Genomic DNA, 13,605 nt, shown 5'->3' with positions numbered 1-13,605 from the left:
ATTAATCCTTCCGCTTAAGAAGCTCACCACGGGCCGCTTTCTGGGTTTCCGTGAGGATGCCACGCAAAATGTTCATTTCCGCTCGGCTGACCGAGCTGCGTCCGTACAACCGGCGCAGGCGCGCCATCAAGTGCCGTGGTTTTTCCGGGTCGAGGAATTCGATGGACACCAGGGTTTGTTCCAGGTGCTCATAGAACCGCTCCAGCTCATCCATAGTCGCCAGCTCAGCGCTTTTGACCGATGCCACTTCTTCCTTCTCGACCTTGGTTGGCTGACCTTGGGCGGCCAGCCAGGCCATGCGCACTTCATAACTCAACACCTGCACCGCCGCCCCAAGGTTCAGCGAACTGAACTCAGGGTCTGATGGAATGTGCACGTGATAGTGACATCGCTGCAGCTCTTCGTTGGTCAGGCCGGAATCTTCACGACCGAACACCAGGGCGATCTCGGCCCCCTGCCCGGCCTCCTCGACCACTTTGGTCCCGCATTCGCGCGGGTCCAGCAGCGGCCAGGGAATGCGCCGGTCGCGAGCACTGGTGCCCAGCACCAGATTGCAGCCGACCAAGGCATCTTCCAAGGTGGCGACGACTTGCGCCTTTTCAAGGATGTCACCGGCACCGGAAGCACGGGCATCGGCCTCGTGGTGCGGAAACAGGCGTGGTTCGACCAGCACCAGGCGCGACAGCCCCATGTTTTTCATGGCGCGCGCGGTCCCGCCGATATTGCCCGGATGGCTGGTATTGACCAGGACGACACGAATGTTTTGCAGCAAGGGAGGCGCTCTCGAACACATTATCGGGAGCAGAATCTTACAGCGCCCACTACCGTTAAGCCATGAAAGCGAACGTCGTCCTTCTCCTGTAGAAACTTTCTGATAGAATGCCCGGCTTTCTTTAACAACCTTAGGTGACACATCCATGCAGCCCATGCTGAATATCGCGCTGCGCGCCGCCCGCAGCGCCAGTGAATTGATCTTCCGCTCCATCGAGCGCCTGGATACCATCAAGGTCGACGAAAAAGACGCCAAGGATTACGTATCCGAGGTGGATCGCGCCGCCGAACAGAAAATCATCGACGCACTGCGCAAGGCGTACCCAAATCACTCGATCATGGGTGAAGAGACCGGCCTGCACGCCGGCAGCGGCATCGAAGGCGAAGAGTACCTATGGATCATCGATCCGCTGGACGGCACCACCAACTTCCTGCGCGGCATTCCTCACTTCGCTGTCAGCATCGCCTGCAAATACCGCGGTCGCCTGGAACACGCTGTGGTCCTGGACCCGGTTCGCCAGGAAGAATTCACCGCCAGCCGTGGTCGCGGCGCCCAACTGAACGGCCGTCGCCTGCGCGTCAGCGGTCGCACCAGCCTGGACGGCGCCCTGCTGGGTACCGGTTTCCCGTTCCGTGACGACCAGATGGACAACCTCGACAACTACCTGGGCATGTTCCGCGCCCTGGTCGGCCAGACCGCCGGCATCCGCCGCGCTGGCTCGGCGAGCCTGGACCTGGCCTACGTGGCCGCCGGTCGTTTCGACGCCTTCTGGGAGTCGGGCCTGTCCGAGTGGGACATGGCAGCAGGCGCCCTGTTGATCCAGGAAGCAGGCGGCCTGGTGAGCGACTTCACCGGCGGTCATGACTTCCTTGAAAAAGGCCACGTCGTAGCCGGCAACACCAAATGCTTCAAGGCAGTATTGACGGCCATCCAGCCGCATCTGCCGGCCTCGCTGAAGCGCTAAGCTTCCAGCGACAGAAAAAGCACCCTGCGGGGTGCTTTTTTTATGCCTGGAATCCATCTCCGGCGGCAACACTACCCCCCTGTGGGAGCGAGCCTGCTCGCGAAAGCGGTGTATCAGCCGCCATCATTGCTGGATGCGGGGACGCCTTCGCGAGCAGGCTCGCTCCCACAGGGGATTGGGGTGCGGCATGACTCGTGCGCACAAAAAAGCACCCCGCAGGGTGCTTTCATTTGAATCTGACTTCAGCGGATCAATGTGCCTGCTGATTCTCCGACAAGATCAACTTGCCCTCTTTATCCACAGGGATCTGGTTCCCTGGATCGCGATCCATCCGCACCTTGCCTTCCTTGCCATCAAGCGAATAACGCACGTCGTAACCCACGACCTTGTCGCTGATGTCATTCACCGTATTACAACGGGTCTGCGTCGTGGTGTAGGTGTCACGCTCTTGCATGCCCTCCTGCACCTTGTTACCGGCATAACCTCCACCGACAGCGCCTGCAACCGTGGCAATCTTCTTGCCCGTGCCGCCGCCGATCTGGTTACCCAGCAAACCACCTGCCAGCGCACCTACCACGGTACCGGCAATCTGGTGTTGATCTTTGACCGGCGCTTGCCGGGTGACCGCCACATCCTTGCACACTTCACGTGGAGTCTTGATTTGCGTCTTGACCGGCTCAACGGCGAGTACTTGCGCGTACTCAGGGCCATTATCCTTAACCAGGCTGTAGGTGGCCACAGCACCGCCGGCAGTTACACCGACAGCACCCAGTACAGCACCAACCAGCATCGACTTGTTCACATGAACCTCCTGAACATCACATGCGGAGCGCGTCTGCGCTTCTCCCAGCCTTGGAGTATAAAAAAAGGCGCGAGTTCAACTCGCGCCTTTTTGGACTACATCGCCGAAGGAATTGGCCTTCAAGGACGGTCGTCGACTTCCTTCTCGGTGTTGGCCGCAGGAATCAGGTCTTCGGAGCTCAGGTTCAGCCAGATCAGCACCACGTTGGCGATGTAGATCGAGGAGTAAGTACCCGCCAATACACCAATAAACAGCGCGATGGAGAAGCCGAACAGGTTGTCACCACCGAAGAACAGCAGGGCCGCGATCGCCAGCAAGGTGGAGATCGAGGTGGCCATGGTGCGCAGCAGGGTTTGCGTGGTCGAGATGTTGATGTTCTCGATCAGGCTGGCCTTGCGCAGTACCCGGAAGTTCTCACGAACCCGGTCGAATACTACGATGGTGTCGTTGAGCGAGTAACCGATGATCGCCAGTACCGCCGCCAGCACCGTCAGGTCGAAGGTGATCTGGAAGAACGACAGGATACCGATGGTCACGATCACGTCGTGGATCAGGGACACGATCGCCCCGACCGCGAACTTCCACTGGAAGCGGAACGCCAGGTAGATCAGGATGCCGCCCAGCGCCATCAGCATGCCGAGGCCACCCTGGTCGCGAAGCTCTTCACCCACCTGCGGGCCGACGAACTCGACGCGCTTGACCGTCGCCGGGTTTTCGCCGCCGACCTTCTGCAAGGCCTCGGCCACCTGGTGGCCCAGTTGTGGATCTTCACCCGGCATACGCACCAGCAGGTCGGTGGTCGCACCGAAGTTCTGCACGATGGCTTCGTGATAACCCGCGGTCACCAGTTGCTCACGCACCTTGGTGACGTCGGCCGGACGCTCGTAGGTCAGCTCGATGAGCGTACCGCCGGTGAAGTCCAGGCCCCAGTTCATGCCCTTGGTGGCGACGCTGAACAAGGCCAGCACGGTAAGGAACAATGTGACGCCGAACGCAACGTTGCGAACGCCCATGAAGTTGATTGTACGTAACATGGCAGCCCCTTAAATCCACAACTTCTTGAAGTCACGTCCGCCGAAGATCAGGTTGACCATCGCGCGGGTCACCATGATGGCCGTGAACATCGAGGTAAAGATCCCGAGGGACATGGTCACTGCGAAGCCCTTGACCGGCCCTGTGCCCATGGCAAACAGGATGCCGCCGACCAGCAAGGTGGTCAGGTTGGCGTCGAGAATCGCGGTGAATGCCCGGCCGAAGCCTTCGTTGATTGCACGCTGCACAGTCATGCCCGCGGCAATCTCTTCACGAATTCGCGAGAAGATCAGCACGTTGGCGTCGACCGCCATACCCATGGTCAAAACGATACCGGCGATGCCCGGCAGGGTCAGCGTGGCCCCCAGCAGCGACATCAAGGCCAGCAGCATCACCATGTTCACCGCCAGTGCGACGGTGGCAATGATGCCGAAGAAGCGGTAGATGGCGATGATGAACAGGGAGACGAACAGCATGCCCCACAGCGACGCATCGATACCCTTGGTGATGTTGTCGGCACCCAGGCTCGGGCCAATGGTGCGCTCTTCAGCGAAGTACATTGGTGCAGCCAGGCCACCGGCACGCAGCAGCAGCGCCAGTTCGGACGACTCGCCCTGGCCGTTCAGGCCAGTGATACGGAATTGCGCACCCAGCGGCGACTGAATGGTCGCCAGGCTGATGATCTTCTTCTCTTCCTTGAACGTCTGGACCGCTACGTCTTTCTCGACGCCATTAACCATCTGCTTGGTGTAAGTGGTAACCGGACGCTGCTCGATGAAGATCACCGCCATGCTGCGACCCACGTTCGAACGGGTCGCACGGCTCATCAGCTCGCCACCGTGGCCATCCAGGCGGATGTTCACTTCTGGCGTACCGTGCTCGCCGAAACCAGCCTTGGCGTCAGTCACTTGGTCACCGGTGATGATCAGGCCACGCTCGATCAGCGCAGGAGGACGCTTGCCCTCACGGAACTCGAATTCTTCGGACGTGGCCTTCGAAGCGCCAGGCTCGGCGGCCAGGCGGAACTCAAGGTTGGCCGTCTTGCCGAGGATACGCTTGGCTTCGGCAGTGTCCTGCACGCCCGGCAGCTCAACCACGATGCGGTTGGCGCCCTGACGCTGGACGATCGGTTCGGCAACACCCAGCTCGTTGACGCGGTTACGGACCGTGGTCAAGTTCTGCTTGATGGAGTATTCGCGGATTTCCGCCAGCTTGGCCGGGGTCATCGCCAGACGCAGCACCGGTTGGCCATTGAGGTCGGCCGGAACAATGTCGAAATCGTTGAAATTCTTGCGGATCAGGCTGCGGGCCTGTTCACGGCTGTCTTCATCGGAGAAGCCCAGCTGAATGGCGCCATTGAGTTGCGGCAGGCTGCGATAGCGCAGTTTCTCTTTACGCAACAGGCTCTTCACATCGCCTTCGTACACTTTCAAACGTGCATCCAGAGCTTTGTCCATGTCCACTTCCAGCAGGAAGTGCACGCCACCGGACAAGTCCAGGCCCAGCTTCATCGGGTGCGCGCCCAGGCTGCGCAGCCATTGCGGGGTGGTTTGCGCCAGGTTCAGTGCAACGACGTAGTCATCACCCAATGCCTTGCGCACGACGTCTTTGGCCGGCAGCTGGTCTTCAGCCTTGGTCAGGCGAATCAAGCCGCCCTTGCCGTTGGCAGCCAGGGTGGCAGCCTTGACGCTGATCCCGGATTCCTTGAGCGCAGCGCTCACACGATCCAGATCAGCCTGATTGACCTGCAGTGCAGTGCTTGCACCGCTGACCTGAATGGCCGGGTCATCAGGATAAAGATTGGGAGCGGAATAAATCAGACCGATCGCCAGCACCGCCAGGATCAGAATGTATTTCCACAGAGGGTATTTGTTCAGCATCACGCCGCCCGCTTATGACGCGGGGCGCCTTGCGCGCCCCGTCGATTGAGTAAAAGTTGAAACTTAGATCGCTTTGAGCGTGCCTTTTGGCAGCGTGGCGGCGATGGCGCCTTTCTGGAACTTCATTTCGACGGTGTCGGAAACTTCCAGAACCACGAAATCGTCGGCCACTTTGGTGATCTTGCCGGCGATGCCGCCGGTGGTCACGACTTCGTCGCCTTTCTGCAGGCTGCTCAGCAGGTTCTTCTGCTCTTTGGCGCGCTTGGCCTGTGGACGCCAGATCATCAGGTAGAAGATGACCAGGAAGCCGACCAGGAAAATCCACTCAAAGCCGCCGCCCATAGGGCCTGCCGCAGGTGCAGCAGCGTCTGCCATGGCGTTAGAGATAAAAAAGCTCATTTAGCACTCCAGTTGCAAATGTTGAATATTGGGGTCAGGAAACTCAGTCCAAAGGCGGCACGGGTAGCCCGCGTTTGGCGTAGAAGGCATCGACAAAGGCGGCCAATGTACCCTGTTGAATAGCCTCGCGCAAACCAGCCATAAGCACTTGATAATGACGCAAGTTATGGATGGTATTGAGCATGCTTCCCAGCATTTCGCCGCACTTGTCCAGGTGATGCAGATAAGCACGGGAGAAGTTCTGGCAGGTATAGCAATCGCAGGTCGGATCCAGCGGCGAATCATCATGGCGATGGAACGCGTTACGGATCTTGATCACGCCTGTGTCAATGAACAGATGCCCATTGCGGGCATTACGGGTTGGCATCACGCAATCGAACATGTCCACACCGCGGCGCACACCCTCCACGAGATCTTCCGGTTTGCCAACGCCCATAAGGTAACGAGGTTTGTCAGCCGGCATCTGGCCCGGCAGATAGTCCAGCACCTTGATCATTTCATGCTTGGGCTCGCCCACTGACAGACCGCCGATGGCCAGGCCGTCGAAGCCGATCTTGTCCAAGCCTTCCAGGGAGCGCATGCGCAAATCCTGGTGCATGCCGCCCTGAACGATACCGAACAGCGCCGCCGTGTTGTCGGCATGGGCGTTTTTCGAGCGCTGGGCCCAGCGCAGCGACAACTCCATGGACACGCGAGCGACGTCTTCGTCAGCCGGGTACGGCGTGCATTCGTCAAAAATCATCACGATGTCCGAGCCCAAGTCGCGCTGGACCTGCATCGACTCTTCCGGGCCCATGAACACCTTGGCGCCGTCGACCGGGGAGGCGAAGGTCACGCCCTCCTCCTTGATCTTGCGCATGGCGCCCAGGCTGAACACCTGGAAACCGCCGGAGTCGGTCAAAATCGGGCCTTTCCACTGCATGAAATCGTGCAGGTCGCCGTGCTTCTTGATCACTTCCATGCCTGGGCGCAGCCACAGGTGGAACGTGTTGCCCAGAATGATTTCAGCGCCAGTGGCCTCGATATCCCGCGGCAACATGCCCTTGACCGTGCCGTAGGTGCCCACCGGCATGAAGGCCGGGGTCTCGACGGTACCGCGCGGGAAGGTCAAACGACCGCGACGAGCCTTGCCGTCAGTAGCAAGTAACTCAAACGACATACGACATTGGCGACTCATTCTTTGTCCTCAGGGCCACGTGGTGCGGGGTTACGGGTGATAAACATCGCATCACCGTAGCTGAAAAAGCGGTATTCGTTGTCGACGGCGGCTTTATAGGCGGCCATGGTTTCCGGATAACCGGCAAACGCCGAGACCAGCATCAACAACGTGGATTCAGGTAAATGGAAGTTGGTGACCAGGGCATCGACCACATGAAACGGCCGGCCCGGGTAGATGAAAATGTCGGTATCGCCGCTGAACGGCTTGAGCACGCCATCGCGGGCGGCACTTTCCAGGGAACGCACGCTGGTCGTCCCCACCGCCACCACCCGACCGCCGCGCGCGCGACAGGCGGCCACCGCATCCACCACGTCCTGGCCGACTTCCAGCCATTCGCTGTGCATGTGGTGGTCTTCGATCTTCTCGACCCGCACCGGCTGGAAGGTGCCAGCGCCCACGTGCAGGGTCACGAACGCCGTCTCGACGCCCTTGGCGGCAATCGCCTCCATCAACACCTGATCGAAATGCAGCCCCGCCGTCGGCGCCGCCACCGCGCCCAAACGCTCGGCGTAGACGGTCTGGTAACGCTCGCGGTCCGCGCCTTCGTCCGGGCGGTCTATATAAGGAGGCAGCGGCATGTGCCCGACACGGTCGAGCAGCGGCAACACCTCTTCGGCAAAGCCCAGCTCGAACAACGCATCGTGACGCGCCAGCATCTCGGCCTCGCCACCGCCGTCGATCAAAATCTTCGACCCGGGCTTGGGCGACTTGCTGGAACGCACATGGGCCAGCACGCGATGACTGTCCAGCACCCGCTCCACCAGGATTTCCAGCTTGCCGCCGGAAGCCTTCTGGCCAAACAGCCGCGCCGGAATCACCCGGGTATTGTTGAACACCATCAAATCGCCAGGGCGCAAATGCTCCAGCAAATCAGTGAATTGACGGTGTGCCAGGGCGCCGCTGACCCCATCCAGGGTCAACAGGCGACTACCGCGACGCTCGGCCAAAGGGTGGCGGGCGATCAGCGAATCAGGGAGCTCGAAAGTAAAGTCAGCAACGCGCATGATGGGGTTCGTCTAGCAGGGCCGGGAAGTCTAGCGGAAATATCAAAAATTCTCCATGTACCTGATTGACCGACGGTTATCTCATCTTTATACTCCGCGGCCATTGCCCTGATGGCGGAATTGGTAGACGCGGCGGATTCAAAATCCGTTTTCGAAAGGAGTGGGAGTTCGAGTCTCCCTCGGGGCACCAAATTAAGAAAGGTCTTGCTTAGCAAGGCCTTTTTTTTTCGCCCGCAGAAAAGCACCTGGCACCCCACCGCCAACGCCCTGACACCGCGCTGACCTGTAGGACCCGGCTTGCTGGCGATGCTTTTGATCCTGCCTCTCCACGCGCACCACACCCGCGGAACATTTCACAAGGACTCCCCCATGGAATCGCACCTGGAAACCGTCGCCCTCTTCTCCCTCAAGCTGGCTTATGAGACGGAAGGTTCAAGCCCGATTTTGCGGGATGATCTGGTCATGGGCGATTACCAGCGGGATGTGTTCGAGTTGCTGGTGCGCCGGGGGGATGTTGAGGGGATTCAGGTGAAGGTGAGTGAGTGTGTGGGGTTGGCGTTGGAGGCGGTTGGGGGTGTGGATAAGCCGTTGGGGCGGGAGTTGGGGAGGTTGGTGGGGGAGTTTGCCGGGGTTCGGGGGATGGAGGAGCTTGATGCGCCGCTCGTTGCGCTTAAGGATTATCTGAAAGACATTCAATGAATCAACGCCGGCGCACCGACGCGGGCCGCCACCCTTTGACCAATGATAAATCTGTCTTCTGCTCCCAGTCCCTTTCTCCTGGAATGCCCTCCTTTTCCAGACCACTGCTGCGTTTTTGGCAGCTTGCCAGCTACGCGAGTGTTCCAAAAGTGGCTAGAACTCGACCCTGTGATAAACACCTTCAGCACCTACATTATGACCAAAGCCGCACCAGTCACCTGTCGTGCGCTTTACAGCGAACAGATCTTGTTGATGGTATTCCACAATGAAGCCCCAGCGTATTGCCAATATTGCGCCTCCAACTTAGCGGACATATTTTCTACCAATTTTTTTATATCGCCCTCGAGCTTGCCAACATTGAAAATCGACTTTTTGTCCTCTGGCAGAATGCTCAGCCATGCTCGTGCCTTTAGGTAATTTCCTTCGCGCGCATAGGTGAGAGCGACGTTATTGTAGGCCATCGCTATTTTATCTTCGTCCAACCGACAACTCTCCGACCAGCCAACCTGCCGCTCGTACTGCTCCCGAGCCTTGGCGTATAGCTTAAGCTTGTAATACCTTCCGCCCTCGGCGGAGTACTCGCTAATTTTAAGGCAATTAGCCGCCGCTTTTTACGCCGTAATTTCCGCATGAGCATAAGCCGGCACAATAAAAAGTAGCATGATTGCCTCAGCCTTTACGCAGCGCCGCATTAAAAAATAGAAATTCGGAAACCCCACACTAACCCTATTTAAAAATCTGAAAAAAAGTGGGACAGATTTATTTTCACAAATAAATAAAACTGCCCCCCCCCTTACCTGCCCCCCTTTACCTCCACAGCGAGAACATTTTCGATCAACATGCGATGCGCTTGTAAATCGCCAACTGTTAACTTCCTGATTATTTCCGAAAAAAGAATATCGAAATTAAGTACAAAATCCAACCAGCATGAAAGCTATACTTTATTATCTTTTTATAAACATGATCACTAGAATGCCGATGGCAATTGGAAATAATTAACGAAAAAAACTTATTGAAAACGTCGTTAATGAAAATACCGGCATCAGCACTCCAAGCCCTGAAAACTCTACTAGAAATGATTGACCACGACCACCTCCAGGCAAAAGTAGATGTTGATGATATATTGCGTAAATAGAAAGCATTATAAAAATCAACGAAACCCCACCAAGTAGGATTTTTAATCGAAGTGGTGCCTCCTTCAAAATATTGAAGCTCCCCATCTCATATTTTTTTAATCGACAAGAAAGACAGCACCCCCTTCTATTAGCGATAAGCCGTCTCTATCCAGCACTCCACATTTTTTGCATTTCTTTACTCTGGGCTTCATTTATTTTCGATCCATCTGTTCACACCGAGCAGCGAACGGGTGCAAATAATGGGGCCGCCATCAGGTCGACTGCCCCATTTTCGACTAATGGAGGAGATGCGCTTTCCCTATCACGACAAGCAATATCATTGAAACTACAAGCCCAATAAAGCCCCATTGCAACATTACAAGCTTGCGCTTAAGCGGGAGGGGGAAGCTATCTATATCCTCAGCATTGGCTAGACCTCGCTTAAGGAAGAACCCTGGAAACGTAAGAATACTAGAAATGCTTCCTACCAACAGCAATCTGCCATGAAGACTAGTACTCTTGTATATCCCTAAAGCCAGCAGAGACGAGCTGTTTTTGAAGTGCGACGACATCAAGTCACCCTTCGTATAGCTCAGATACAAAGCAACTCCAATGCTGATGAATTGGCAGAGAATTACCAGACCACCCAAACCGCCGATGATTAGTTTAGCTGTAATCACTTCACTGCCTCGTAAATCTGTTCTCCGACCATTTCGCCAAGTACACCACCAAATTCTCCTCCAGCATAAGAACTAACTCCAACGACCAGAATACTACATGCTAATGGCGCAACACCGGCAGTAGGTACAGTTAATGCCACACAGAGGCCACCCACTAAGGGAGCGGTCAAACCGCCAACTAATGCACCACCCCCGAGTTCGCCAGCAAAGCTTCCCGCTTCAGTAAATTTAACTCGCTTGCAGGCCTGGGCATTGCCCGCCGTACACACATCCTGAACTTTCAAAGCGGAAGCTCCTCCGCCGACGGCAGTCCCGACCCAACCGCCGTATTTAACGTACTTAGAGGCCTTCGCCACACCTTCAAGATGGGTGGCATGACCCGGTATTTGCCCCCCGGGACTGGCATGGGTCCAGTGGTGGACCAGGCTTTGGCTGGAAATACCCAACATTTTTTTCAAGTTGATATGGTCAGGGAATCCAATGCCCTTGCGGGTCAGTGTCGTCATATGGCTGTTTAGTTGTGCGAGCAGACGCTGGCGCTCTACAAAGAACGCTGGCGAGCGCAGGTGCCCATCTCTTTGCAGCGTATTCTGTTGCAACGCTTCAATATCCCTCAAGGCATTGCCTACGTTATCCAGGTTGTTCTTGAAAATACTCGCGCCAACGCCAACAGCGTTCGAGCCATAGGTCAGGAAGGCCTGGATGACATCACGGTGTTGCACCATGAAATCCGCCTCTTCGGGGCTAAGCGTTTCAATGATCTGGTTGGTCTTGGCTGCCACGTCCATGAGCAGCGCTTCTTCACGGGTGCACTGGTAGTTGTTGGGGTCGCCCAGCACGATCATCGAACCGGCTTTGACATCGCGCAGGTTGGGGTTGAGCAGCTTGAATTTTCCCATCACCGCCGGGTCACGCAGGGTGAACAAGGAGGCTTCGAGCTGTTCGCGGGTGGTGCTCTTGGGCACGATGTAGAAGCCTGGTTCCTGGGCTGCTGCACCGCCTAAGGACACTGGCTGGGGAGTGCTCGACGCCGATGCGAAACCGGCTGATCGTGGCGCTGCCGGATTGCCGGCGAGAGGTGTGGTCGGTTGGGACGCGGCCCTTGTGGTCTGGGGCGCAGCACTGCTACGCGACTCATAACTGGCGGTAAACACCGAGGGAATCAACCTGGCTCTGCACGGGCAGGTGCTGTAGCTGTCCAGCGAGCCCGCCACGATCCTGCCATGACTGTTGATGTAGGAGACGCCTCCCACAATTGTGTAGGTTTCGTCGTTTTTCCCGCAGGAAACACGGTCGCCTTCACGGGCATGGGCGATACCAAACATCATGACGCGTGTGTCGGCCTCTAAAACCTGGCCACCGCAAGTGGTCTTGTCACCCAGGCGAATGAAATGTCCTTGTGCCATTGTTGATCTCCCTCTCTGCTAGCGCCCCAGATAGCGCACCACGGTTAACGATCGATAAGCCGACTCGGGGTGAGTGGCTTAACGCAAAGTACGTGGACAGAGAGGAAACTCAAGATGGTCGAGAAAATCAGGAAAGATCCCACAAACCATGCGGAAAAAGCTGAAGAAAATGTAGATAGGACAAATACAAATTCGCCCTTAATTCGTAAAAACGTCAAAAAAACATACATTAATAACTTAATCGTCCTTCGCCCCATTATCTTCTCGGCGGCAGGTCATGTACTGCTCGATTGATGGTTGCACCAGTGGTGACTGCACGATACCCTTCCGCCGTCGCTGCCAATTCAGCGACCGGGTGTGAGAACCCGTGGAAATCAAGGCGCAAAGCGCCCCAAAACCTATCGTGGCGTTTTTTTTCGTCTGCGATATGGCTTTATGGCGGCTGTGCGTGGGAGACCTTCGGGTCTGCCGGTTGCCTTGATTGCCGGTTTCTCACCCCGCGCACGGCTGTCACCCAAGCCCGTGAGAAGGCTCGTGGCAGCTCCTCAAATCAAGGATGTTGACCATGACCAAGACAAATCCGTTTGAAATTTGGCTTTTCCCATTACGTAATTCCCAATTGCATGCCCCCCTCCCCCATTGCCTCTCCATCCTCGGAGGTGACCAATGACCGAACAACCCGAGCTCAAAACCATCGGATTAACCCCCGCCATTTACTGCTCCGATCAACCACTGTTCCACGTTACTCGCGGCGTTCCGCTCGGTGATGCGTTGTCGATGGCTTCTGATTTTCTGTTTCTGGCCAAGACGCTGACTGAAGATACTGCCTATGCCAGGGATACCGACCGGCATGCCTGGGCTGCGCATTATTTGACGTCGATGGGTAAGGCGTTGGTGGATGATGCGGTGAAGGTGTTGGAGCGGGATCGGGCGGTTGGGCCGATGGGCAAGCGGGCGGCGGAGGCTGGAGGGTAGCTTTTGCGTTTTAGACGTCAGGCATGACGTTTGTAGGGATGGGTTTGGTTGCGGGGGCTTGGGCATTCTGCGGGCGTGGGGGTTGCCTTGGGTTTTTCGCGAGCATGCTCGCTCCTACAGGAAGCTGGTATGGGCAATCTTCGTGGTTTGTAAACAAGAAGGCCCGAATGTAATGCCGGACTGAGCCAGTCTGATGATTGTGGCAATTTCGATTTCGCATTGAACACTGGTTTTGGTGACACCCGTGCGGGTGGCTAGCTTCAGCACTGATGTTGGCTGGGCTGGCGTTATCGCTGGCAAGCCAGCTCCTACAGGGTATTGCGGAAGGCTGGTGGGTATTGTTTGGCCCTGGTGGGTGAGTTGTTTTTTTATGCAGGACCCCATTTGGTATTTGTGTTGGCTGGGCTGGTGCTTTCGCGAGCAGGCTCGCTCCCACAGGGGGTTCACACAGGGGTTTTGCGTGCCGTTCGGTTGGATTAGCCCCGAGTTTCGGGCTTTGGTTGAGCGGACCGCTGCTTTTCCCGGAATGGTTTTGCCCATCTGCTCCGCAGAATTGCCTACGGTTCTGAGGCTTCTTTCCACCTGTAATGCTTGTTATACATCCCTCATCGACAAGCCTTCAGGCCGTTAGGCCAGTGTATGAACGCCCCCTGCGGCG

Annotated in this window: 13 protein-coding genes and 1 tRNA gene; 5 read left to right on the top strand and 9 right to left on the bottom strand. The window is 56.8% G+C overall.

Annotated features, from left to right (window positions below):
• Position 1 precedes the first annotated feature (1 nt).
• Positions 2-772: a tRNA (cytosine(32)/uridine(32)-2'-O)-methyltransferase TrmJ gene (gene trmJ, locus AC3WWR_RS22185; protein WP_020795596.1), complete on the bottom strand. Its 771-nt coding sequence runs from the start codon at positions 770-772 to the stop codon at positions 2-4.
• A 145-nt stretch (positions 773-917) separates the two neighbouring features.
• Between trmJ and suhB the strand changes: the two genes are divergently transcribed.
• A complete protein-coding gene (gene suhB, locus AC3WWR_RS22180; protein ID WP_110747042.1) occupies positions 918-1,736 on the top strand; it encodes a type III secretion system regulator SuhB in 819 nt (272 codons plus the stop codon).
• A gap of 250 nt (positions 1,737-1,986) precedes the next feature.
• On the opposite strand, the gene AC3WWR_RS22175 is transcribed toward suhB, so the two are convergent.
• From AC3WWR_RS22175 to queA, 6 genes are all read right to left on the bottom strand, one after another.
• Positions 1,987-2,538: a glycine zipper 2TM domain-containing protein gene (locus AC3WWR_RS22175; protein ID WP_020795595.1), complete on the bottom strand. Its 552-nt coding sequence runs from the start codon at positions 2,536-2,538 to the stop codon at positions 1,987-1,989.
• Positions 2,539-2,657: 119 nt separating this feature from the next.
• Entirely contained in the window at positions 2,658-3,572 is a 915-nt protein-coding gene (secF, locus tag AC3WWR_RS22170) for a protein translocase subunit SecF (RefSeq protein WP_033040611.1), read from the bottom strand.
• Positions 3,573-3,581: 9 nt separating this feature from the next.
• Positions 3,582-5,450 carry a protein translocase subunit SecD gene (gene secD, locus AC3WWR_RS22165; protein WP_151140555.1) on the bottom strand — a complete coding sequence of 623 codons (1,869 nt, stop codon included), beginning with the start codon at positions 5,448-5,450 and terminating at the stop codon, positions 3,582-3,584.
• A gap of 63 nt (positions 5,451-5,513) precedes the next feature.
• Positions 5,514-5,849, bottom strand: coding sequence for a preprotein translocase subunit YajC (yajC, locus tag AC3WWR_RS22160; protein WP_007982729.1), 336 nt, complete (start codon positions 5,847-5,849; stop codon positions 5,514-5,516).
• 43 nt (positions 5,850-5,892) lie between these two features.
• The gene (gene tgt, locus AC3WWR_RS22155) at positions 5,893-7,008 is read right to left on the bottom strand and encodes a tRNA guanosine(34) transglycosylase Tgt (RefSeq protein WP_020795592.1); all 1,116 of its coding nucleotides are present in this window, start codon (positions 7,006-7,008) and stop codon (positions 5,893-5,895) included.
• 14 nt (positions 7,009-7,022) lie between these two features.
• Entirely contained in the window at positions 7,023-8,072 is a 1,050-nt protein-coding gene (gene queA, locus AC3WWR_RS22150) for a tRNA preQ1(34) S-adenosylmethionine ribosyltransferase-isomerase QueA (protein WP_008020244.1), read from the bottom strand.
• A 105-nt stretch (positions 8,073-8,177) separates the two neighbouring features.
• On the opposite strand from queA, the gene AC3WWR_RS22145 reads away from it, so the two are divergent.
• Both AC3WWR_RS22145 and AC3WWR_RS22140 read left to right on the top strand, forming a co-directional pair.
• Positions 8,178-8,262 (top strand) — tRNA-Leu (locus tag AC3WWR_RS22145).
• Between the two features lie 179 nt (positions 8,263-8,441).
• The gene (locus AC3WWR_RS22140; RefSeq protein ID WP_083350120.1) at positions 8,442-8,771 is read left to right on the top strand and encodes a hypothetical protein; all 330 of its coding nucleotides are present in this window, start codon (positions 8,442-8,444) and stop codon (positions 8,769-8,771) included.
• Between the two features lie 230 nt (positions 8,772-9,001).
• On the opposite strand, the gene AC3WWR_RS22135 is transcribed toward AC3WWR_RS22140, so the two are convergent.
• Complete coding sequence (locus AC3WWR_RS22135) at positions 9,002-9,253, bottom strand: hypothetical protein (protein WP_231989895.1); 252 nt, start codon at positions 9,251-9,253, stop codon at positions 9,002-9,004.
• A gap of 1,309 nt (positions 9,254-10,562) precedes the next feature.
• Positions 10,563-11,972 carry a PAAR domain-containing protein gene (locus tag AC3WWR_RS22130; RefSeq protein ID WP_492599056.1) on the bottom strand — a complete coding sequence of 470 codons (1,410 nt, stop codon included), beginning with the start codon at positions 11,970-11,972 and terminating at the stop codon, positions 10,563-10,565.
• 114 nt (positions 11,973-12,086) lie between these two features.
• Between AC3WWR_RS22130 and AC3WWR_RS22125 the strand changes: the two genes are divergently transcribed.
• On the top strand, positions 12,087-12,266 hold the full coding sequence (locus AC3WWR_RS22125; protein ID WP_083348266.1) for a hypothetical protein: 180 nt from the start codon (positions 12,087-12,089) through the stop codon (positions 12,264-12,266).
• Positions 12,267-12,638: 372 nt separating this feature from the next.
• The gene (locus AC3WWR_RS22120; protein ID WP_033044400.1) at positions 12,639-12,947 is read left to right on the top strand and encodes a DUF3077 domain-containing protein; all 309 of its coding nucleotides are present in this window, start codon (positions 12,639-12,641) and stop codon (positions 12,945-12,947) included.
• Positions 12,948-13,605: the final 658 nt, after the last annotated feature.

It is taken from the genome of Pseudomonas sp. EB271-G4-1 (assembly GCF_058791355.1).
The sequence above is the reverse complement of the archived record's forward strand: the minus strand, read 5'-3'. Positions and strand labels throughout refer to the sequence as shown.